This window comes from Pedobacter sp. WC2501, assembly GCF_052682415.1.
The window spans coordinates 705,135-728,251 of the sequence record NZ_JBQZFI010000001.1; the positions used below are offsets into that span (position 1 = coordinate 705,135).

20 protein-coding genes are annotated in these 23,117 nt (G+C 38.3%); 6 read left to right on the top strand and 14 right to left on the bottom strand.

All coding sequences use genetic code 11. From position 1 onward, the window contains the following. Positions 1–829: 829 nt before the first annotated feature. The 8 genes from ACUN24_RS03035 to ACUN24_RS03070 all read right to left on the bottom strand — a co-directional run bounded on the left by ACUN24_RS03035 (position 830) and on the right by ACUN24_RS03070 (position 8,902). Positions 830–1,393, bottom strand: a complete 564-nt coding sequence (locus ACUN24_RS03035) for a DUF3109 family protein (protein WP_090498026.1) — start codon at positions 1,391–1,393, stop codon at positions 830–832. A 2-nt stretch (positions 1,394–1,395) separates the two neighbouring features. Next, on the bottom strand, positions 1,396–2,169 hold the full coding sequence (locus ACUN24_RS03040) for a DUF3108 domain-containing protein (protein WP_445561194.1): 774 nt from the start codon (positions 2,167–2,169) through the stop codon (positions 1,396–1,398). Between the two features lie 99 nt (positions 2,170–2,268). Beyond that, positions 2,269–2,784 (bottom strand): DUF2480 family protein, encoded by a 516-nt coding sequence (locus ACUN24_RS03045; RefSeq protein WP_445561195.1) that lies wholly within the window; start codon positions 2,782–2,784, stop codon positions 2,269–2,271. Positions 2,785–2,850: 66 nt separating this feature from the next. Next, positions 2,851–4,935: a peptidylprolyl isomerase gene (locus ACUN24_RS03050; protein ID WP_445561196.1), complete on the bottom strand. Its 2,085-nt coding sequence runs from the start codon at positions 4,933–4,935 to the stop codon at positions 2,851–2,853. A 231-nt stretch (positions 4,936–5,166) separates the two neighbouring features. After that, positions 5,167–5,739, bottom strand: a complete 573-nt coding sequence (locus tag ACUN24_RS03055; protein ID WP_445561197.1) for a hypothetical protein — start codon at positions 5,737–5,739, stop codon at positions 5,167–5,169. Beyond that, positions 5,739–7,052 carry an OmpP1/FadL family transporter gene (locus tag ACUN24_RS03060; protein ID WP_445561198.1) on the bottom strand — a complete coding sequence of 438 codons (1,314 nt, stop codon included), beginning with the start codon at positions 7,050–7,052 and terminating at the stop codon, positions 5,739–5,741. Before ACUN24_RS03060 ends, ACUN24_RS03055 begins: the two co-directional genes overlap by 1 nt. Beyond that, complete coding sequence (locus ACUN24_RS03065; RefSeq protein ID WP_445561199.1) at positions 7,033–7,767, bottom strand: type III pantothenate kinase; 735 nt, start codon at positions 7,765–7,767, stop codon at positions 7,033–7,035. Before ACUN24_RS03065 ends, ACUN24_RS03060 begins: the two co-directional genes overlap by 20 nt. 154 nt (positions 7,768–7,921) lie before the next feature. After that, the gene (locus ACUN24_RS03070; RefSeq protein ID WP_121285978.1) at positions 7,922–8,902 is read right to left on the bottom strand and encodes a DUF6427 family protein; all 981 of its coding nucleotides are present in this window, start codon (positions 8,900–8,902) and stop codon (positions 7,922–7,924) included. A gap of 234 nt (positions 8,903–9,136) precedes the next feature. On the opposite strand from ACUN24_RS03070, the gene ACUN24_RS03075 reads away from it, so the two are divergent. Continuing rightward, positions 9,137–10,030, top strand: a complete 894-nt coding sequence (locus ACUN24_RS03075) for an IS982 family transposase (RefSeq protein ID WP_445561200.1) — start codon at positions 9,137–9,139, stop codon at positions 10,028–10,030. Between the two features lie 516 nt (positions 10,031–10,546). On the opposite strand, the gene ACUN24_RS03080 is transcribed toward ACUN24_RS03075, so the two are convergent. The 3 genes from ACUN24_RS03080 to ACUN24_RS03090 form a co-directional block, all read right to left on the bottom strand. Continuing rightward, the gene (locus tag ACUN24_RS03080; protein WP_445561201.1) at positions 10,547–11,536 is read right to left on the bottom strand and encodes a glycosyltransferase family protein; all 990 of its coding nucleotides are present in this window, start codon (positions 11,534–11,536) and stop codon (positions 10,547–10,549) included. A 20-nt stretch (positions 11,537–11,556) separates the two neighbouring features. Beyond that, positions 11,557–12,411 (bottom strand): UDP-2,3-diacylglucosamine diphosphatase, encoded by an 855-nt coding sequence (locus ACUN24_RS03085; protein WP_138818935.1) that lies wholly within the window; start codon positions 12,409–12,411, stop codon positions 11,557–11,559. Positions 12,412–13,348: 937 nt separating this feature from the next. Next, entirely contained in the window at positions 13,349–15,859 is a 2,511-nt protein-coding gene (locus ACUN24_RS03090; RefSeq protein WP_445561202.1) for a YfhO family protein, read from the bottom strand. Positions 15,860–15,988: 129 nt separating this feature from the next. Between ACUN24_RS03090 and ACUN24_RS03095 the strand changes: the two genes are divergently transcribed. The 5 genes from ACUN24_RS03095 (at position 15,989) to ACUN24_RS03115 (ending at position 20,133) form a co-directional block, all read left to right on the top strand. Beyond that, positions 15,989–17,089: an alginate lyase family protein gene (locus tag ACUN24_RS03095; RefSeq protein WP_445561203.1), complete on the top strand. Its 1,101-nt coding sequence runs from the start codon at positions 15,989–15,991 to the stop codon at positions 17,087–17,089. Positions 17,090–17,135: 46 nt separating this feature from the next. Then, entirely contained in the window at positions 17,136–17,642 is a 507-nt protein-coding gene (locus ACUN24_RS03100; RefSeq protein WP_121285963.1) for a GbsR/MarR family transcriptional regulator, read from the top strand. Between the two features lie 262 nt (positions 17,643–17,904). Next, positions 17,905–18,720 carry a DUF393 domain-containing protein gene (locus ACUN24_RS03105; RefSeq protein WP_445561204.1) on the top strand — a complete coding sequence of 272 codons (816 nt, stop codon included), beginning with the start codon at positions 17,905–17,907 and terminating at the stop codon, positions 18,718–18,720. Between the two features lie 7 nt (positions 18,721–18,727). Then, entirely contained in the window at positions 18,728–19,651 is a 924-nt protein-coding gene (locus ACUN24_RS03110; RefSeq protein WP_445561205.1) for a TIGR01777 family oxidoreductase, read from the top strand. 26 nt (positions 19,652–19,677) lie between these two features. Beyond that, positions 19,678–20,133 (top strand): SRPBCC family protein, encoded by a 456-nt coding sequence (locus ACUN24_RS03115; protein WP_445561206.1) that lies wholly within the window; start codon positions 19,678–19,680, stop codon positions 20,131–20,133. A 40-nt stretch (positions 20,134–20,173) separates the two neighbouring features. Here the strand turns inward: ACUN24_RS03115 and ACUN24_RS03120 are convergent, their stop codons facing one another. The 3 genes from ACUN24_RS03120 to uvrB form a co-directional block, all read right to left on the bottom strand. Next, positions 20,174–20,425 carry a DUF4834 family protein gene (locus ACUN24_RS03120; protein ID WP_445561207.1) on the bottom strand — a complete coding sequence of 84 codons (252 nt, stop codon included), beginning with the start codon at positions 20,423–20,425 and terminating at the stop codon, positions 20,174–20,176. 127 nt (positions 20,426–20,552) lie between these two features. Beyond that, entirely contained in the window at positions 20,553–20,750 is a 198-nt protein-coding gene (locus tag ACUN24_RS03125; protein ID WP_090497912.1) for a YwbE family protein, read from the bottom strand. Positions 20,751–20,893: 143 nt separating this feature from the next. Beyond that, on the bottom strand, positions 20,894–22,936 hold the full coding sequence (gene uvrB, locus ACUN24_RS03130) for an excinuclease ABC subunit UvrB (RefSeq protein ID WP_445561208.1): 2,043 nt from the start codon (positions 22,934–22,936) through the stop codon (positions 20,894–20,896). Positions 22,937–23,117 lie beyond the last annotated feature (181 nt).

Genomic DNA, 23,117 nt, shown 5'->3' on the forward strand with positions numbered 1-23,117 from the left:
ATCCGCTAAAGTAAGTTAGATTTAAGCAAAAAACAATTTAAATATTACATGCCTAATATAAAGTATCCTCGGATGCACAGTAAGAATGATAAAATAAACTTGAGCAAATTATTTTTCATGTTAGCAGACAATCCTGGCTGAATAGCTGATTGGAATATTTAACCCCTTAATTATTCTTTACAATAACATAGTTGAAGTTTACCTGAAGATGTCTTAACTACAATAAAATTGATATACCCATGGCCAAAGTCTCATTAACTGTGATAAGACACATTCCCTTTTTGAACGTATCAAATTAATTGTCAACATTAATATTGATGATTAACGCGAAATATTTGCATCATCATATACAATTTAAGATACCTTAACGTTATAGTTGCACTCAAATAACTATTTAATATGATTAATATGAGCACATTATTTTTAATCACGGCAGCATTTTATATTATTTCCTTTGGATTCATGTTGTACTGCTATTTGTCCGCTGAGCAGATCCCCAGCGATGACGAAAAATTTTAACCATCTTTTTTCCCGTCATCAAAATTAACGTATCCATTTAATGCATCGAATGTTCTCAGGGGCAATGATTCATACGGCCAAAATTTAGCATCATTAATTTTTTAAAACACATCTTTATTTGTTGACTATCCACTAAATTAATTAGGCGTAGTTCATGTTTAAATAGGACAATGCAATTAAAAGAAGATAAGTAAAATCTGATGAAGTATATGTTCAAATAGGATGCTTAGCCTAGGTATGATAAAGCGTATTTAGCATATAATAAATAATTTACCATCTCTCCATATACTTACTAATACAATAAGAAAACCTACATCGCCGCCACCGAACTTTCTAATTCCTTATACCAATCTTCCCCATATTTACGGATTAGTGGCCCCTTTAAAAAACTATATACCGGAACCTTAAGTTCGCGGCCAAAGGTGCAGGCGTCATGGCAGATATGCCAGCGATCGTAATTGAGCACCTCAAATTCTGGATATTTGGTTATCCGGATAGGATACAAGTGGCAGGAAATCGGCTTCTGCCAGTCTACTATACCTTGCTCGTATGCTTTTTCAATAGCGCATTTGGTAATGCCACCTTCAAAAAGCACATAAGCGCATTCTTTATTTTTATCAACACAAGGAGTGGTTAAATCGCCATCTTCATCAACTACATAAACGCCTTGTTCTTCAATCGCTTTAATACCCTTTTCGTTGAGCAGGTGTTTTATTTTTGGATAAATCTCTTCCAAAACAGCCTTTTCATCATGATCCAAGGGTGCACCAGAATCACCTTCCACACAACAGATTCCTTTACATTTGCTTAAATTACAAACAAAGTTTTCTTTCAATACATCTTCGTGCACCAGCACCTGTTCAACTTCTATCATCATTATTCTTTTGCTAAAGCATATTTCAGCCCATTGGCCGATTTTAATTCCATTGTGACTGCTCCGACCAATATTTCCACCTGCGCCTTTACAGGCACCCGATTTCCATCATCGGTTACCCAAAGGTATAATCGGCTATCCTTTTTAAAAATACGTCCAGGCTTAATAGACGGGCTAAATTTCAAACAGCGGATATTGCCCAATTTACTCTTAACCGTTTCTTTGCCTACGTACTCTACTTCAAGCGCTGAAATTTCATCGCCTAAAAAATAGTTCAGTTTAAACTTATCCCCAACTTTGATTTTGCTCATATCCAGGCTCCGGGCAAAGTAATAAGCCGAAACCAGATCAAAAGTCTGATCAGTTGGTGTGGTAAAAGTTCCCCTGTTAGAAACTACTCTTTTAGCACTTTGCGTAAAACGCGCTTTATCCTGCCGCTTGTAACTGGCCTCACGGATATTCTCCTGGTAGAAGTACGGCAAAAGGCTGGTTTTATCAATATACGAATCGTAATGATCCCTTATCTTATAAAAAACATCAAAAGTTCCCGAGGTTTGTGCATCAACGGTAAGTTTGTAGGTAGGTTTGTTATCAAACTTTAAATCAGAATTAGCCACCTTAATAGTAGCTTCTGCCGCTGTGATGAACCCATACCTTAGTTTATATTGCAAAACTTCGCCTTCCTGAAATACAGCTTCTTTCTTTAGGGGAAGTTCCTGAGCCATTGTGAAGAGACTGCATAGGCCGGCCGTAACAGTTAAAAATAATTTTTTCATTGCTTTTGTACTCATTTGTGTGTGTTGCAGGGAAAACCATTTCCTAAAACCAGGATAAGTTCTTTCCTGTATGAAGATATACAAAAAGCAATCCAAAATTTAATCTTTTCTTTTATATACAGGCACAGTAGAGCATGGCTCTCCAAACATAATGCTTTTAACTACCGGGGTAAGCAGATTGGTAACTTCTACATAAGCAGCAACCGGCACATCAATTTCGCCGCATCCTTTTACCACCACACGTTCGTTTGCATAAACCTGCGGATTAATTTTAGCTAATGCCTTGGTAAATAAAACAGCTTCCAATGTGTTTAAGTCCCCGAATACTACTTCATTAGCATAAGGTTTTAGCTTATTGGCCAGCAGCATATATGCCCAGGTAGGTACAATAGCATCAGCAGAGCAGGTGATGGCCACATTCTTATCCTGATACTGTGTCCAATCGTGCTCCTTTATAAATGCCCGGAAATCTTTTTCCCTCAGTATTAAGCCGTGAAACAAATTATCTACGATATCGTAAACTACCCTTTCGCCTTTAGGATAAAAATCTTCGAGGTTTAAAGTAATTAAACCACTATTGGCAACTTTATTTATGATGTTTTCTTGAATTTCCATGGCCTTAAATAAAAAAAACCGTCCCGACTGATCATCGGAACGGTTACAAAATTACGTATTTTCTAATTAATAGAATTTCACACGATTGTCTTTTATCTTGGCATTTTCCTGTAAAGCCTGGAAAGCTGATCCCAATGAACGCTGACCTAAACTTAACAACATGCTTTCTTTTTGTTTAAACATATTTGCAATTGGAGCCGGGTTTGTAAATCCGTCAACAGTAAATACATATACGCCACGCTCACCTTGAACAGGAGCAGATAATTTGCCTGGCTGTGAACCGAATACACTACCTACCAATGCATTTTCCTGGGCAACACCTGGAATTACAGGGTTAGCAAATACTACGTTCTGTACTGGATTAACCGGGCGGGCAACTTTAGCCGCAATCTGATCGATACTTCCCTTACCTGCATTGGCTAATTTTTCTTTCAATTGTTTTGCTTTAACCGCATTGATTACCATCGGTTCGATTTCTTTCTTCACATCAGCTAATGATAAAATACCTTTCGGGCTGATGTTGGTTAAGCGTGCTACCACGTAAGCATTGCTCATGGTATAAATTTCAGGTAAAACATCACCTTTATCTGCTGCGTAAGCATCCTGGATTAGTTTACGAGGGTTATCTAAACCTGCAGCAAATCCCTGTGTTGCGGCTACCTTATCAGCAACAGCTACTTTCAATCCTTTTTGGGCTGCAAATTTACTGAAATCGTTACCTTTTACATCTGTTAAGAAACTGCTCGCAGCTTTATAAGCAGCGGCCTGGGTTTTGCTACTTGCTGCCAATGCTTTTTCTACATAAGCCAATTTAGCTACCTTAGAAGAACCGATCTGTTTTTCGATTTTAAGAATATGGTAACCGAATTGAGATTTTACAACTTTAATATCTCCTGCTTTACCATCAAAAGCGGCATTTTCAAATTCAGGAACCATTGCACCACGTGCAAAAGTACCCAGCTCACCACCTTTATCTTTAGAACCATCTACACTGTAGTTTTTAGCCAGTTCGGCAAAATTACCCCCTTTTAAAATTAATCCTTTTAATGAGTCAGCAAGTTTGATCGCTTTATCTTCGCCGCCAACTTTAGCCGGATCGATTAAGATGTGGCTTGCTTTTACCGAATCAGGAGAGATCCGGGTAGCAACCACTTTCACAATTTTGTATGAGTTACCGCTTAATTTCGGACCATAGAAACTGCCTGCAGGTAAAGCAAATACTGCCGAATCAACAGCCGGATCTAATTTACCTTTTGTGATATAAGTAAACGGAACTTTTACTTCTGAATTAATCGCTGCGAAAAGTGAATCGTTTTTAGCTACCTGGAAATCAGCGGCAATTTTATCTACCTGAGCTTTGATTGCCAATGAATCGGCTTTATTTGGGCTGATACTGAAAGTAACATACTCAAAAGCACGTGTTTCCTGCGGATTGTTGAAACGCGCTTTGTTCTGATCATAATATTCCGAATAATCAGCATCAGTTAATTTAACTGACTTATCAGGAACTGAAGCATAATCCAGGCTTACATATTTAAAGTTAGCCAGTTTGTTACGGTTGTTATACTCATCTGTAGCTTCTAATGAAGTTACATAAACCGAGTTACGGATTAAGTTAGAATATTTAGTTTGTAATGCCTGGTTTTTAATCTCTTCCTGTAACATGGTAGATTGTTGCAAAGCCTGAGGTTCTTTCGATTTCAAAAAATTCATCAGGGTAGCACGGTCCAACTGTCCGGTTTGAGGATTAGAAAAATACTGTTTAATTAACGGGCTAGGATTCTGGCCTTGTAATAAATCCAACAACTCATCTTCTGATACCGTTAAACCTAAACGATCATATTCTTTAGTTAACAAAACTTTTGCCAGCTCTGCATTCCATGCCTGATCAACAGCCATAGCGGTCATCTGTGCATTAGCACTTCCACCGTATTGTTGTTTCATCTGGTTTACACCCTGATCAACCTTTGGTCCGAACTCATCAATATTGATGTCGTTACCATCTATAGACCCTACAACCTTTTGATTTGCCGACCAAAAAGGTTTACCCACGTTAATTGCATCACCTACTAAAAACGCAACAATTGCAAAACCGATTGCAAAGACCAGAATATAGCCTGCACGGTTGCGCAAAAATGTCATTAATCCCATATTGTAATTATAAATTTATTTAGTTCTTTTTTAAGAGGGCGCAAGATACAAATTTGCCTTAAAAAAGAAAACACAAAATTTTATTTATCAAGCGCTTAATTATTAAGGGGATGGAAGAGGTAAAATGGCTAATGGAGGATGGAAGATTTGCCACTAAAATTGACTTCAAAGCTAATGCGAATTCAACAGATGCTTAATCCCTCATCCATCTTATCCCACATTTTACATCAATTAAGGCGCTACGCCTTCTTTCATATTCAATTCACCGTTTCCACTATCCATTTCATAGGTACTAAAATCCTGTGGTGCCTTGAAATTTATCCCTTCTCCTACGCTTCCGTCTACTCCCTTAACATACACACGCTGATTGGAATAGAAAATTTTCTTCGATTCATCCCAGATCAGTTCCTGAGAGGAGAAGGTATCACCTTTACTACTTTTCACCACTACGTTCTTCCTGAATTCGGTTTTGAGCTCGTTATCTCTCCTGATGGCATAATCGCATACCAGATTTCCATCAATGGTCCCGTTAGGATTATAGAAATCAATGTTTACACCTTTAATCATCTCCTGATAAGGGCTTCCATTAGCTGGCGTAACCTTATCAAGTATCGGGGCAGCACCTTTTGCTTTGATCCTTGCAGAATCGCTGTAGATAATATCCACACCTATAGTGCGGTCGCGGGATAGGATGGTCTTATTTATCGAAACTGAGTTTGCTTTTTTTAGATCATCGTCTCCACAGGAAGCCAGAAAAAAAGGCAACACCAGAAACAGACCATATAAAAATGCTTTCAGTTTCATTAATCAACACGGTACTTACGGAACCAGGTATCGTTCAAAGTAAAACCTAAATGGAAATTAATATATTGCTCTTTAACCAGGTTATTGTTTAATGTTCCTCTTTGTCCGAGTTCTGTTGTAAAATTGATTTTATAAAATGCAGTACCGCCATTAGCAGTAGGTAGCGGGAAACCAAAACCTAATGATGCTCCCATTTGTTTGATATCCTGGTTACCGATCTTGATATAAGTTTTATCATAATTAACACCAATGCGGTAATCTATACGTTTCAGGTAACTGTTGTAAGAAAATGCATCTGGTGTCCATTGTCCTCCCAACGAAGCACCCCAGCTATCTTGCAAACCCTGGTTAACATTATTGATACTTGTTGCAGACCATTTACTCATTCTAAAATCGGCACCGATTAACCACTTGTCATTCTGTTGTATAGCGATCCCAAAATTGTGTGTTAAGGGTAAAGTAAGGTTAGATTTACCATTATTCACCGTATTTAATGTATCTGCTGCAGTGCTTTCATTCCCATCCTGATCTCTTGTATACAGCGTAGCGTAAGAAGTTAATGTTGAATTTACTTTCCCAGAAGTGCTTCCAGAGTAACCTAAGGTAACAATCGTTTTCTTACCCAATGTAAAATCGTACTGAATACCATAAGAATAGCTTAACCCCCCAACACTATTTTTGGTCTGAAGTTTTGCATTATAAGAATTTGCACTATTAAATTCAGTGGCACGGCTGGTTTGAAGATTTCCGAAAATATATTCCAGGTTACCACCAATCCTTAAATGGTCGCCAAAACGGTAACCATAGCCCAAATAAGCTTTTGATAAACCACCTTCTCCTTCATAAAGTTGATTTAGGGTTGTGGTATCAACTTTCACGGTGTTCCTGTAATTATAACCCAGATCTGAATAGGGTAAAATACCAAAACTCAATGCCGATCTTCTGGTAACCGGGGCCGCAAATGCCAGGTGACTAAATGTAGAATTGAAACTAGATTCGCTTAAGTTATTGCGTGTTAAGTTGGTTACACTTGCACTCATACCAATATCGATCGTGGTTAATGAGATACCAGCATAAGATGCCGGATTCTGCATATTGATGTTATTAAAACCAGTAACTTTACTTACAGCAGTAGAAATTCCGCCCATTGCCCTAAACTGGGGCAATAAAGATCCTTTTATATTTCCAAGCCCATATCTTGAATATGGTGATGAAGTGGTAACCTGCGCCTGAGCACTTAAACCACAAACTAGAACGAGTATGGCTGCAATATAATTTATTCTTTTGTACATTTTAATCTGCAATAGCTTCATTTAATCCTTTTAATACTAAGTAAGGATCTTTTATAATTTGAGGCGCAAAGATGCTGTTTTGTAATTGTTTATACAAAAAATTAGCATCTCCCCCTGTTATAATTACCTTCAGAGCACTTTCTTTTTTATTATTTAGGGCGATAAAGCCTTCAATTTCGTTTATTATTCCCTGTAAAACGCCGTTCTTAATTGCCGATTGTGTATCAATACCTTCCACAATACCTTCATTTGCATCCCACTCCACCAAAGGCAAACGGCCGGTAAATTCGTGTACAGCCTTAAACCGCATTTTAATACCCGGACTTATGCTACCGCCAAAATACTCCTTAGCGCTGGTTAAAACATCATAAGTAATACAGGTACCCGCATCAACCACTAAACTTGCATTTGCCGGATATAAGCCATTTACAGCTAAAATAGCCGCCCATCTGTCCAGACCTAAAGTAGCTGGCGTTTTATATCTGTTTTGTACTCCAGTCGTCAATAAAGTTGAAAAACGGATATACTCAGTATGCTTTTTTAAAAATACTTCTAATGGTCCGATTTCCTGGTTAACACTACTGATGACCGACTTCGCCGGCGAAAACTTCTCAATCAATTGAGCCAAATCAAGTATCCCAATTTTATTGAAACGCTGATGGTGAACAATTTCTTTATTTGCAAAAACACCAACCTTAACAGCAGAATTTCCAATATCAATGCTTAGCCTACGCATTTAAAATCTCCCACAGCAAATAATGTTTTCTTAGAAATTCCAATGACTCCATTTTTTATCCATCTTGATTAAAACTAAAAAGCTTTAATTCTAAAATCATGCACAAAGCTATTAATCTTTGTTAAGTTTCGTTCTAGTTTTTTGTTAAAAAAGGTTAAACAAACAGAAAATACTGTATTGAAAGCACAAATAAAACGAACAATGTTTCGTAAAACCAACGTTTTTTGGCATTGCTAAAATAGTACGCCAACAGTACCGATCCTGGTGGTACACAAAGCAAAAAATGCCAAGTCCTGAAATCGGGTTTCAGGTAAAAACTAGCTGCAGAAACAATAAACATGAAAAATAACAGCTGAAAACTTTTTCTTGTACTGATAAAACTCCTGAAGAAATTTTCACGCAGTTGTAGTGATGCCAATATGATAATTACCGTAACCGGGATGAGTACCAAATAATCGTTATAGTTAATTTTAAATACCGATGGAAACTTATTACCCAATGGTTTCCAGATTTGATAAAACGAGCTTAAATTATCTTTCCAGTAATAAAATACAGCCAAAAAAAAGAATACGGTGATAAAACCAATTAAGCCCGCTACCCATTCGCGCCAATTAAATGACCTGAAAAGCAACAACGCTAAAAAGATCATCAGCAACATGGCCATAAACGGAAAGTAGATCAGTGTTCCAACCCCTATAATCATCCCAATATCGAAAACAGTGGTAATGGAATTCGCACTCTTACCCAGTTTTAAAAACTTATCTATAATCCAGATCAACAGGAAGTTGCATAACAACGCCGGACTAAGGATCATAAAAGGCATGAACAAGCTCGTTCCGGTGATAAACATCAGTCCTGGCAGGAAACTGGGTTTGGCTAATAAATTATGGTTATTTACAATCCGGTTGAAAATTAATGCTTGCACATAAACCAGAAGTGCCGCAATAAAAATATTGGTATAGGGGGTAAAGGCATTATCTAAATCTACATTGATCAGCAATCGGGCAAAAGGTTCCAAAAAATCAAAGTTCAGCTTATCGTGCGTTTCCTGAAAAATGGCAATACGCAGAAAGAACGTATATGCCAGCAAGAATACGAGGTTAATTGGATTTAGCTTTCTAAACTGATTAATCATGCCTTTTTAAAGAGTAGGCAAAGTAAAGAAAATAATTTAAGAGTAAGGAAGAAAGATGAAGAGCGGAAAGGCTAAAGCTTAAAGCTAAAAGACCAAAGCTTAAAGCGGAAAGAACTAAAGGGAGAATTTATAACCTGAGTTCGATTAATAATTTTTAGAAAAAAATTAGTCAATCAAAGCAATTATGTTTATATTTAAGTGTCTGAAATTCAAATATTTAAACACAAAAAACAGATGATTGACTACTCTAAAATTAGTGATATTTTTTGTCTTGTAGATGAGTTCTGCAAAGATTTTGATCAAACCACCAGTCCTTTTCTTTTGGGCAAGCCCTCCAAGCGTCCTGCGACCATGTCTAAAAGTGAAGTAATCTCTATCTGTCTGCTCTTCCATCTAAGCGGGTTCAGGTGCTTTAAACACTTCTATTTGTTTTATCTCCAAAAGCATATGCAAAGCGAATTCCCAAATACTGTGTCCTATAACCGCTTTGTTGAACTCAGCCAGAGCGTGCTCATGCCAATGACGATCTTCCTTAAAACCTGCTGTTTAGGCCGTTGTACGGGTATTTCATTTGTGGATTCCACCCCCATTCGGGTCTGCAACAATAAGCGTATAAAAAGAAACAAGGTATTTAAGGGGATAGCGGAGGTCGGGAAATCCACAATGGGCTGGTTCTATGGGTTTAAACTACACATCGTAATCAATGACAAGGGAGAGATATTAAATTTTGCCATCACCCAGGCCAATGTGGACGATAGAGAACCACTGAAGAACGAAAGCTTTTTAAAAGCTGTATTCGGAAAGCTTTTCGCCGACAAAGGGTATATATCCGAACATCTAGTCAAAATACTGTTTGTCAGTGATATACATCTGGTTACCAGTATCAGGAACAATATGAAAAATAGCCTGATGACCATGAACGACAAAATTATGCTCCGTAAAAGGTCTGTGATAGAAACCGTTAATGATGAGCTTAAAAACATATGCCAGATAGAACATTCAAGACATAGGTCATTCGCTAATTTTATCTCAAATATTATCGCTGGCCTAATCGCATACTCATTCTTTCCTAAAAAACCCGCTATTAATTATCAAACCAAACAATCATCACAGATTTTCGCGTTTTGATTAATCGAACTCAGGTTTATAGTCAGATAATTATAGAATTGTCAGTCTGAGCGGAGTTGAAGACCATGCGACAAGTGAAGAAGTATATACTGAACAGCGAATGTCTTATTTTTTTTGAAAAGCAGGTTCCTGTTCGTTTCGCTTCCGGTAGCCCTGCCATCTGCTTTACCTCAAGCGTTCGGTGCCCGCTCCTGTCAGGTTTAGGTTACACAGGATTCTGCCACGGATTAAAATAAGCCTAAGACCAAAGCGATAGGTAACGAGGGAAGGTATATGGGCGATGTATAGCTAACCATCCCTAAAAGCGCTGCTTTACATTAAATAAACCCGGGAGTAGCGGCAGCCCCGATCCTTCATCGGGCTATAGCGAATAACGGGGCTGTACAAGCCAAAAGTTACCGTCATTCATTTTCAAAATCAAACAGGTAACTCTAGTGACTAGATTCATTGGAATCCTTCGAATACGCCCAGGATGACAATAGAGGGTAAACTGACTAAAGACTCAAGACTAAAAAATTAAACCCTCGCGTATTTCTTCACCATATCATCTATAATCTGCGCAGTTTCATCCGGAAAATTAAATTCATGCTGTTGAGGATTTTCAACCCAGTTTTTAATAATAGGCAACCAGTTATGTGTACTGCCCCAAATTACAGGCAAACCAAACTGTTTTAAAGCATAGGCGTTGCATTGCTGCTCAAACTGGAAACGCATAGGAGCTACCAATAATTTTTTCTTCAAATAAAGTGCTTCCGCCGGGCCTTCAAAACCGCCGCCCGTAAATAGCCCTTCGCAGGTGGCCAAACTTTTATTAAATTTTTCGTTATTAACAGGCTCTACAAAAACATTCCCTTCCTGGTAGGCAACTTTGCTGTGTTTAGAGAAAACCTGCCAGGTAACTTCAGGCAGTTGTGTAAAAAGCTTTACCAGGCGTTTATCGTCAATGGCAGGAAGATAAACGGTATAATGCCCTAAATTTTCACTTTTCAGATTTCGGATCTCTGCCCTGATTACCGGAGTGTGAATAAAACTATCGTAGCGATCGAAATGAAAACCAATGTGGTACTTGGTAGGTGCATAGCGGCTCAAAATAAGCTTGCCCCAATCCAAAGTTCTCGGGCGCGGTACTTTTTTAGATTTAAATGCTGCCTGATGGCTCAATGAAACACATTCAATTCCTTGCAACTTACAGGCCCAGGCACTCACCGGCTCAAAATCATTAACAATTAAATTGTAATCTTTAAGTGGCAGCTGCTTCATATCTTTCCTGAAACGGAAAAGATTCATGCTCATCCAGGTTTTAAAATGGTCTACACCACCTTTTTTTCCAAAGATAAAACTGAAACCATGTAATTGGTATTTTACGGGCTGACTGAGTTTCACATCGGCCTGGGTACCGCTCACTAAAATATCCAATTCGCCATATTTTTGAAGCAAAGGAATAATTTCCCTGGCCCTGCTGATATGACCGTTACCTGTTCCCTGTATTGCGTAAAGTATCTTCATTTGTGCCCGAATATCTAAAATTATTGGGCAATTTCATATTTTATATTCTGTAAAAGAATATTTATATCAAGTTTACTTTTTAAATCCTCGGCATCCGAAAGAATTCCCTCATCCAACTGATCTTTTGTAAAGTGTTGATGCTCATACTTAAATACCGTCCAGTTTTTATCCTGATATTCTAAAGCCGTTAAACTTTCTACCCAATCACCGCTGTTCAGGTAAGTTACTTTTCCATCTTCAGTGGCAATTTCGCGTTGCTCGGCCTGATGAATGTGGCCACAAACTACATACTGATAACCTTTTTCGATGGCCAGTTCTGCTGCAGTTTGTTCAAAGCTATTAATAAACTTAACGGCATCTTTAAACTTAGCTTTGATTTTTTTCGAAAAGCTCATCTTCTCCCTTCTAAATGCGGTAAGTACCCAGTTTACGAAGCTATTAATGAGGATCAGCGTATCGTAACCAACCGCTCCCAATTTAGCCAGCCATTTAGAATGCTGCATGGTGACATCAAAAACATCACCATGGAAAAACCATGCTTTTTTACCATCCAGTTCTAAAATCAGCTTATTTTGAAGGTGAAAAGTACCCATCTCCATGCCGTCGAATTTGCGGAGCATCTCGTCATGGTTACCGGTCAGGTAATGCACCTGAACACCCTCAGAAACAAATTTCATCAGCTTACGGATCACTTTCATGTGCGACTCAGGCCAGTAACTTTTGCTAAACTGCCAGATATCGATGATATCACCGTTTAGGATCAATGTTTTGGGTTTAATACTTTTCAGATACTTTAAAAGTTCTTTTGCATGACAGCCATAAGTACCTAAATGTACATCGGAGATTACGACTACATCGACATTTCTTTTATCCATAAAAGGGAAATTTTAGGGGGAAGGGTATTGTTACCGCCCGGTTAAAGCAGTTCAGAGATAAATTAGTTGTGTTACCACTCTTCTTCCTCATCGAGTTTTACCTCAAAAGGGCTAAAGAAATAAAGTACAACAATTAATAAGCATACGGCAAAGAATGACTCCAACATATCATCTGATTTATATTATAAAGGTAAGACTCTGTATATCAAACAAATGTTACGACATTGTTAAATTATTATTCTATTTGATAAAGATTGTTAAAATGACCCGCTGAATGTTAATTGTATAAAATTGAGCTTAGAATTAAATCTAACTGGACTAATTAGTAAACGGGTAAAGATTGAGCATTTAGTTCCTTTTCATAGATCCTGAAATGAGGCTGTCTCATAAATATGTCATCCTGAGGGGTAATTTATTTTATAAAAATCAACATGAGTGACGTTTAATTGATTTCTTTTGCCCTAAGGCGTGGTCTTGCCTCGGCTCGCCGCCGCCGAAGGGCTCTTTCTTTTTGGCATCAAAAAGTAACAAAAAATGCCGGCTGAAAATTTTTCTTTCAAAGCCAGTTGTACGGACAGAACAGTGCAGCCCGAAAAATTTGTTAGGCCGGATTTAAGTAGAACGGGAATACCGTGCTATGGCCTAGCTGGATGGAAATACTAAAGCGATTAAAGTGCTGATTATAATATTTTACAAAATGACGTCAATGGTAGCTTGTCGAAGAACCTGTTTTAAACGCCTTTCAAGGCGTTTCGACAGGCTCAACATGACAATTTGATTGAATTACAATTTACGATACAGCCTCCAGGGGGACGAATCCCAGGAGATATTCCGTGTTTCTGTGTTTCCGTAGCAAGAAACCGCTGCAAAAAAATTCTGGCAACAAAAAGCCCCGCAAGATTGAATCCTGCGGGGCGTAAATCTATTTAAAGAAATATTAAGCTTTAACCGCTTTCTTTTTCTTCTTTTCTTCTGAATAAAATCCAAAGCCCAATCCGGCCAATAACAAGATCGATCCTGCTAAAGAGATTTTCTCTCCCGTGTAATACGATGTTGGATGGAAAATAAACTCAAGCTTATGGTTACCTGCCTCTAACTGCGCTGCACGTAAAACATAATCAGCCCTAAAGTATGGCTTCTCAACTTCGTCGATATACATTTTCCAGCCTTTATCATAATAGATCTCTGAAAATACTGCAATCACGTCTTTAGCGGTTGAATATTCGTAAGTTAAATGATCAGGGTTATAGTTCGTTAATTTAATAAAACCCTCCTGGCCAGTTCCTAAACGTTTAGTATCAATCGAATTTTTAAAGCTTTCGTCAACAATAGCCTCTTTCTTCGCATCAAAACTGCTGATTGCTTTCATTTCTTCGTCAGCATTTTTAGCAAACTGAACACTTTGTACAAACCATGCATTACCTGCAGCCGTAGCGTTACGTTGCATTTTATACGATCCGTTCTGCGGATCCTGTGTAATAATGTACTTGGTATTTAACATATCCAGAACGTCCTGGTTAATGCTTTTTGTTAATTGGTTATCAACCAACTCCTGAAAACGTTTTAACCTCGCCGAGTGGAAACCACCAACTGTTTTGTGGAAATAAGAAGTTTCAGCACTTTTAAACGGATCGCCTAACGATAGGTCGAAAACCCTGAAGTTTGGATCTTTATCTGCTGAGATAAAATTATCTACATCCCTTGGCTGGTAGTGGTTATCTAAATCAGATTTGCTTACAAAATTTTGGTTGTTCAAATAACGGCGGTCAACCTGCCATAAATCGATCAGTACAAATAAAGCCAACAAACCGAAAGCCAATTGCATGTTCATTTTTTTGGTGATAAAAGCCCAGGTAATACCAAAACCAATGGCTATAAATAATAACGAACGTAGCGCATCAGTACGTGCTAAACTAACTCTGTCAGCTTTAACTGCTTCCAGGATCTGAGCTGTCAACGCGGTATTATTTTGTGTGATCTGATTTAACCACCCTGTTAACTGCGTTTGCGCAGCATTTGTAAAGCTAAAAAATGCTGTTGGGGCAATGGCAATTAAAAGAGCAAAACCTCCGGTAATTCCAGCCGACCAGGTAAGTCGCTGAACCAGGTACTTTTGATCATATTTGCCATCTTGTGCCTCTTTAACAGCTAAAATTGCCAATAACGGAACTAATAAACCAACTACTGCAAGAATAGATTCTACCGCTCTAAACTTATTGTACATTGGCAGATAATCAAAGAAAATATCAGAGATTAACGGGAAATTCTGCCCAAATGAAAGAAACAATAGCAAAATACTACTTCCCAATATCCACCACTTCCAACGGTGTTTAACAATAAATAAACCAAAAACGAATAAAAAACAGATGATAGCGCCAAAATAGTATGGACCAGCAGTACCAGGTTTATCTCCCCAATAATTAGAGCCTGCATTTTGTGCAATTGCATTTAAGGCTTTCTCCGTTTCCTGCCCATAAATTGGCGCCAGTACATTTGATACGGTCCCATCCTGCAAAATCTTAATAAACTTTCCGTTTGGATCTAGCTGGCCGCCACTGGCACCACCATATAAATTTGGAATCAGGAAAGTGAAACTCTCTCCAACACCCTGACTCCATTGATAAGCATATTCTTTATCCAAACCATTTGCAGGTTCGGCTTTATCAGTAGTTAAATTAGATTTTCCACGAATAGTCTCTTTACCATACTCGTAGGTTGTCCACAGGGTACCTGCATTTACCAGAACTGATAAGAAAATACCTGCGACAATATAAGCAACAGATTTACCAAATGCCGGAAGCTGTTTTGCTTTAAAGGCATGATAAAGTTCTATACAGCCTAGAATAAACAACGCTATAAATAAATAGTAGGTCATTTGGATGTGGTTAGATCGGATCTCTAAAGCCATAAAAAGCGCCAGTAAACTCCCACCAACCAAATACCGGCCTCTTAATGTGAGAATAATGGCGGCTAAAATAGGTGCAAAAAAGCCAATGGCTAATGCCTTATTGCTGTGCCCAGCTGCAATAATGATAAAATTATAAGATGTAAACGCAAAAGCGATTGCCCCCGCCGCAGCAAGCCAAGGGTTTATTTTTAACACACAAAATAGTAAGTATGCGCCTAAAAGGTATAACAAAACTGTTCCAACAGGATCTGGGAAAATACCTTTAATTACATCGATGCCGTATGTTGTAATATTAAGAGGATACTGTACCCAAATTTGATAAGCTGGCATACCACCGAACATCTGATTGGTCCAAAGTGGGCCTTTACCATCTTTCGCCTTAATATCCATAATTTCTTTTTGCATGGCCTTAGCCTGCAAAACATCGCCCTGTTGTGGTGCTTTACCCTGCAAAACAGGACTGAAGTAGGCAAAAGTGATGACTACAAAAAATGCAATAATGGCTAAGTGAATGCCATTTTTATTAAACCAGTTATTCATTAAGGTTTGTTTAAGTTTAAACGAACGTCAAAAATAAAAAATTGGGCGGTATAAAAAAGCAATAAATTAAATGCATGCTGAATAAAAAATTAGATTTGTGATAAAGAATAAAAATTCAACCTATTTATTATGAGAAAGTTTGTCGTTACAGCTGCTCTTGCTTTATTATCTTTTTCTTCGTTTTCGCAGCTGGTCAGTTTAAATAATGATGAAATCAAAAAGCTGAAAACGCAGATCAAAAACGACGGGGAAACCCAGAAACTATACCTGGGCTTTGAAAAATCGGCATTAAATTATTTAACTGCGCAACCCAACCCAATTGATACCATCCGAACTGAAGGATTATTAAAGGGAAATCCAAAAAAAGAAAAAACCAGGTTAGCCCTGGCAGACATGAACAAAATGTTTGCACTGGCCTTACAATACCGGATTACCAGTGATCAAAAATATTTAAACAAATGTGTAGAATTTCTTGGAGCATGGGCCAAAATCAATAAACCAAATGGCGATCCTATTGACGATACCAATCTGGATAAAGCCATTGAAGCTTACGATCTGATTAAAAAAGATATCCCTGCAACTGATAAAAAACAGATTGAACAATGGCTTACCGAAACGGCCTGGGCAGAAATTAACAGCAAACGGATGAAAGCGGGCAGAGCTACTGCCATTAATAACTGGAACGCGCACCGCCTAAAAGAAGTTGGCGAAATCGGTTACACTTTAAACAACCAGGATTTGATCAGATGGGCCATCGACAATTTAAAAAGCCACATCAATATCAATCTATATCCCGACGGAACAAGTTTGGATTTTAAAGAGCGTGATGCCATGCATTACCACATTTACGACCTCGAACCTATGCTAAAGCTGGCCATTATGATCGACAGGGCAAAGGGCGCCAACTTTTATACTTATGAGTCGCCTAAAGGATCTTCGATCAAAAAATCTGTAGAATGGCTGATCCCATACCTCAATGGTGAAAAACAACACGAAGAATACGTAAATACAACCGTTAAATTCGACCGCGACCGGGCCAGGAACAATGAGCCTGGATTTGCTCCCGGGACTATGTTTAAACCAGATTTGGCTTTACCCGTATTAAAACTATCTGTCTATTTCGATAGGACACAGGCTGATCTGTTAAAAAAAATAAATAACAATGAGGCTACCTGGCAGATGGTGCTGGATGAGATTCAACGCGATAGCAAATATTCTCCAAACAAATAAACTTTCAATAATTTTTGAAAGTTTAAAAATAACTTTATATTTGTACATGGAATTAGCAGCAGCAAAATTAAAATTTATAGAAGCCTGGGGCAAATTAGGCTCCGAATGGGGAATTAACCGTACCATGGCCCAGGTACATGCGCTGTTATTAATTTCGCCTGAAGCGTTAACCACCGAAGAAATTATGGAGCAACTCAGTATTTCAAGGGGTAATGCGAACATGACCCTCCGCGACCTGATTGGTTGGGGATTGATTGAAAAGCAACATAAGGCAGGTGAGCGGAAAGAATACTTTTTTGCGGATAAGGATGTTTGGAATATTGCCCGCCAGGTAGCTAAAGAGCGCAAGAAAAGAGAACTGGAGCCTGTTTTAAAAATTTTGAACGAACTCTCTACGGTTAATGGCGATGAGAAAGACCCGGAGTTTATTACCTTCAAAAAATCGGTAAAAGACATTAACAAACTGGCCGGAAACGTAGATAAAACTTTAGAAACGATGCTTAAAGCAGAAGAAAGCTGGTTCTGGGGTTCGGTGCTGAAAGTGTTTAAATAGATTGGAGAGGGGAGACAAGAGTAGCAAGATAGAAGTAGCAAGTATCAAGACAGATAGAAATTCCGTCATTGCGAGGCTCGAAGCAATCTTACAACGGTAGCGTGAAGGTGATGGTAAGAGAGAAGTAGCAAGTATCAAGATAGACTTACCCTAAGCCTTACACCTTAAACCCTAGACCTTAAAAAAGCCTTACCTATTGTTCGGCTTTATTTTTTAATCAAAACTTTCATATTTTACTGAAAGTATTAAAATTTAAATAAAAATGAAACCGCTTAAAAACCACGTAATTTTATTTGACAATGAATGCCCTTTATGTTATGCCTATACTAAGGCTTTTGTAAAAACAGGTATGCTGGCTCAAGATGGTCGTGAAGCTTACCAAGAAATACCCCAAAATATTTGCCCACTGGTAGACCGGCAAAGGGCTGCCAATGAAATTGCACTGGTTAATACAGAAACTGGCGAAGTTACATACGGCATCCAGAGTTTATTCAAAATTATTGCATACGCTATGCCCTTTTTTAAGCCTTTATTTTTGTTTAGTCCATTTGTTTATCTGATGCGTAAATTTTATGCATTTATTTCTTACAACCGTAAAGTAATTATACCAGTTGCAGTAAAAGAAAATAGCTTACAGCCAACTTTCAAACTCCATTACCGCATCATCTTTCTGCTTTTAACCTGGTTTGTTACTGCTTATATATTAACAGATTATGCGCATCTGCTTACCGGTTTTGTGCCCCTCGGCAGTAAATACCGCGAATACTTAATCTGTGGTGGCCAGCTATTTTTCCAGGGTGCAATCATTGGCTTTTATAGAAAAGAAAAGCTTTGGGATTATTTAGGGAATATGATGACCATTTCTTTCTCAGGCTCACTTTTACTTTTGCCCATTATAATTCTGGCAAAATACATCAGCTTTCTGCCCTTATTTTTTCTTTTATACTTTTTAATGGTTGCGGGATTGATGTTTTTAGAACATATCCGTAGAAGTAAATTATTAAAGCTAGGTTGGTTAATGAGCATTACCTGGGCGCTTTACCGCTTAATTGTTTTGGGTTTAATCTTAATTTTATAATCATATCATGAAATACAGAAAAATTGTACTGGCCGGCGGAAATGGTTATTTGGGCAGTGTATTAGCGAAATATTTTAGCAGCCATGCTGATGAAGTGATCATTCTGTCAAGAAAAGTACAAGCCGGAACGGGCAATATTAAAACGTTGGTATGGGATGGTAAAAACATGGGTGAGTGGGCGTACAGCTTACAAGGGGCTGACCTCCTGGTTAACCTTTGCGGTAAAAATGTAAACTGCAGGTATACTGAAAAAAACAAAAAAGAAATTTTTGATTCAAGATTGATTCCCACCCATTTACTGGGCAAAGTGATCGGAGAAATGGAAAAGCCGCCAAAACTCTGGATCAATATTACTTCTGCAACCATTTACCGCCATGCCGAAGACCATCCACAAGATGAGTTTACAGGCGAAATCGGTGAAGGTTTCTCTATTGAAGTTTGCAAAGCCTGGGAAAATAGCTTTTTTGAAACAGACACGCCCAATACCAGAAAAATAGCCCTTAGAATGGGTATTGTTTTAGGCCTGAAAGATGGGGCGTTTCCTCGCTTACTTAACCTGGTGAAATTGGGTATGGGCGGTAAACAGGGCAATGGTGAACAGTACATGAGCTGGATCCACGAAGAGGACGCTGCAGGTAGTATAGCATGGCTCCTTGATCACCCAGAAATTGAAGGAATTGTAAACTGCACGGCACCAGAAGTGATTAAAAACCATGTTTTTATGCGTAGCATCAGAAAGGCCTTTGGTCGCAATTTCGGCCTGCCTGCTCCAGCCTGGTTATTGGCTATTGGTGCAAAAATCATCGGAACGGAAACGGAACTGATTTTAAAAAGCAGGTGGGTTAAGCCAGCAGTGCTACTAAATAGTGGATTTGAGTTTAGATACGCAAAGATTGATGAGGCAATGGCAGCGCTGAGCAGGAAGCGATAAGGTAATTATAGCTAAAACGGAAGTGTATGCCCACAATTATCTTCAAAACGTTGATTAATGCACCGATTAGGCGCTGTTTTGATCTGGCTAGAAGTATTGATCTTCACTTACAGTCGATGAAATCGTCTGAAGAAAAAGCAATAGCTGGAAAAAGTAGTGGTATGATTAACCTGGATGAATCCGTTACCTGGAGCGCCAGGCACTTTGGCATTCCGTTCGAAATGACCAATAAGATTAGTGCGATGGAATATCCAACGTTCTTCATTGACGAGATGATTAAGGGACCTTTTAAAAAACTCCACCACCAACACCAGTTTAAAATTATAGATGCTCAAACAGAGATGACTGATATTTTTGAGTTTCACGCACCGTTTGGCTTATTAGGCCGGCTTCTAGAAAAAATATTTCTTAAAAATTATATGTTGAAGCTTATTGAGAAAAGAAATAAGATGATCAAATTTCAGGCTGAAATGGCATGTTGAATTTTAACAAAAAACCCTGAAACAAGTTCAGGGTTTAATTTTATTTCACTTCTTCGTAGTCTACGAAGTCGCCGAGTTTATCTGTTTTACTTTGATCAGGCTTTGGAGGCATATAATCTATTGAAATAGAGCCTTCTGGTTTTGACCGTCGTTGTTGTTGCTGTCCTGTTGCCTGACTCTGCATTTTACTGGCCAGGTTATTAAACAGCATTGGCAGAATTAACCTGATCAACATCCTGATCAGCCAAAGTACCAATATTGCTATGAAAATAAATTTTACTAAACTTAACATTCTTTAAATTACTGTTGTTACAAATATAGACGTCGTAACATTTATTTTGTTACTTATTTAGCCTTTAATTGCAATCCTATTACAAATATAATACGCAAATCAGCTAAAAAGGTTTTAATATCGCCGATTAATCTTCAACTATTTCTGCTACGCGGCCAACCTGCCCATCCTCGAGCCTCACTTTTATCCCCCTGGAATGAAATGCCGATGAAGTAAGCAGATCTTTCACCACGCCATAAGTGATGTTTCCAGAACGTTGATCTTTCTTCAATATAATCCCGACTTCTAATCCCGGATAAATGTCCTTTCTGTTTTGACCGTCCATTGTGCTTTATTGTTTGATGATGAAAACATCAAAAATCTGTAATTATTTTGAATGTTAAGGTAATTTACTAAAATCTATTCCCGGTTTCTTACCCGGCAATTCTAATTTAAATGATCTAAAAATCAATCTTTAAAACCAAATCGTTACTTGCTGAACTTTTCGTTAAACATTTTCTCCAGCGCAAACATTTCGTCGCGCAACTTTGCAGCTTGTAAAAAGTCCATATCCTTTGCTGCTTTCTGCATATCCTTACGGGTAGTATCAATTGCCCTTTGCAGTTCGGCCTTACCCATATACTGCACAATCGGATCTGCAGCAATACTGATTTCTGCATTTTCTACATAAGCCCTTGCTTTATTGTCGCTTGCTTTTTGAGAGAAATCGAGTACCGATGTTTGCTCTAAAATTGCTTCTCTTGATTTTCCGACAGTTTTTGGTGTAATACCATGTTCAAGGTTGTATGCAATCTGTATGTCTCTACGTCTGTTCGTTTCAGAGATGGTTTTCGACATACTATCTGTAATGCCATCAGCATACATAATTACACGCCCTTTATCGTTACGGGCCGCACGGCCAATGGTTTGGATCAATGATTTTTCAGACCGTAAGAAACCTTCTTTATCTGCATCTAAAATAGCAACCAAAGTAACTTCAGGTAAGTCCAAACCTTCACGTAGCAGGTTAATACCTACTAAAACGTCAAATTCCCCTAAACGTAAACCGCGTAGAATTTCTACCCGCTCTAAAGTTTTAATTTCGGAGTGGATGTACCTGGTTTTAATGTTTAGGCGATCAAGATATTTTGTCAATTCTTCAGCCATGCGTTTGGTTAGCGTAGTAACCAAAATACGTCCGCCATCTTTTATGGTAATGTCTATTTCATCCAAAAGATCATCAACCTGGTTAATGGCAGGTCTGATCTCTATAACAGGATCCAACAATCCGGTTGGCCTGATCACCTGCTCTACTACCACGCCTTCTGATTTTTCCAATTCATATTCAGCCGGAGTTGCACTCACATAAATGGTTTGTGGTGCAAGGGCTTCGAATTCATTAAAATTTAAAGGGCGGTTATCCAATGCGGCCGGTAAACGGAAGCCATATTCAACTAAAGATAATTTTCTCGATCTATCGCCACCATACATGGCCCTGATCTGAGGAACGGTAACATGACTTTCGTCAATGACCATTAAATAATCTTCAGGGAAATAATCCAGCAGACAGAAAGGACGCATACCAGGCTGCCTTCCATCAAAGAAACGCGAATAGTTTTCAATCCCTGAACAATAGCCCAGTTCTTTCATCATTTCAATATCGAAATTGGTCCTTTCTTCCAAACGTTTTGCTTCCAATAAATGCCGATCTGCAATTAACTGGTTCTTACGGATTTCCAGCTCTTCCTGTATTCCCCAAATCGAAGAATTGAATCTATCTTTTGGCGTAACGAAAAGGTTGGCAGGATAAATAGCCATATCTTCCAGTTTTTCGAGTGTTTTGCCTGAAACAGGATCGATTGCCGAAAGTTCTTCAATATCATCGCCGAAAAAAGAAATGCGGTAGGCATGATCCAGATAGGCCGGATAAATATCTACGGTATCGCCCTTTACCCTAAAAGTTCCCCTTTTAAATTCGGTTGTGGTACGCGAGTATAAAATCTCTACCAAACTATGCAAAAATGCATTTCTCGAAATCCGAAGCCCTACACCGAAGCGGAAAACCATCCGGGAAAAATCTTCCGGATTACCCATACCATAAATGCATGATATGGATGACACCACAATAATGTCCCGTCTACCGCTCATTAGTGATGACGTGGTACGTAAGCGCAGTTTCTCAATTTCCTCGTTAATGCTCAGGTCTTTTTCAATATAGGTATTGCTCGAAGCGATAAAGGCTTCTGGCTGATAATAATCATAATAAGAAACAAAGTAATTTACCGAGTTTTCTGGAAAGAAATTTTTGAACTCTCCGTAAAGCTGTGCTGCCAAAGTTTTATTGTGACTTAAAATCAAGGTAGGCTTTTGGGTCTGCTCAATTACATTGGCCACGGTAAACGTTTTTCCAGATCCTGTTACGCCCAATAAGGTTTGATAATGTTCGTTAGCATTTACACCATCCACCAGCTGTTTAATGGCACTAGGCTGATCTCCGGTAGGTTGGTATTCTGAGGTGATTTTAAATTTCATGAGTATATCAAATATACGATTTAGGGACTAAAGAGTAAAACAGGCGAAAGTCAGGAAAGTTGGAGATTGATCGGTTAATAAAAGTTTTAAGATTATACATATGATTTATGATGAAAATTAAATATTATGTTTAGAACGTTTAAATGGCTATCAACCTAGTAAATCGAAAGTTTAACTTTTG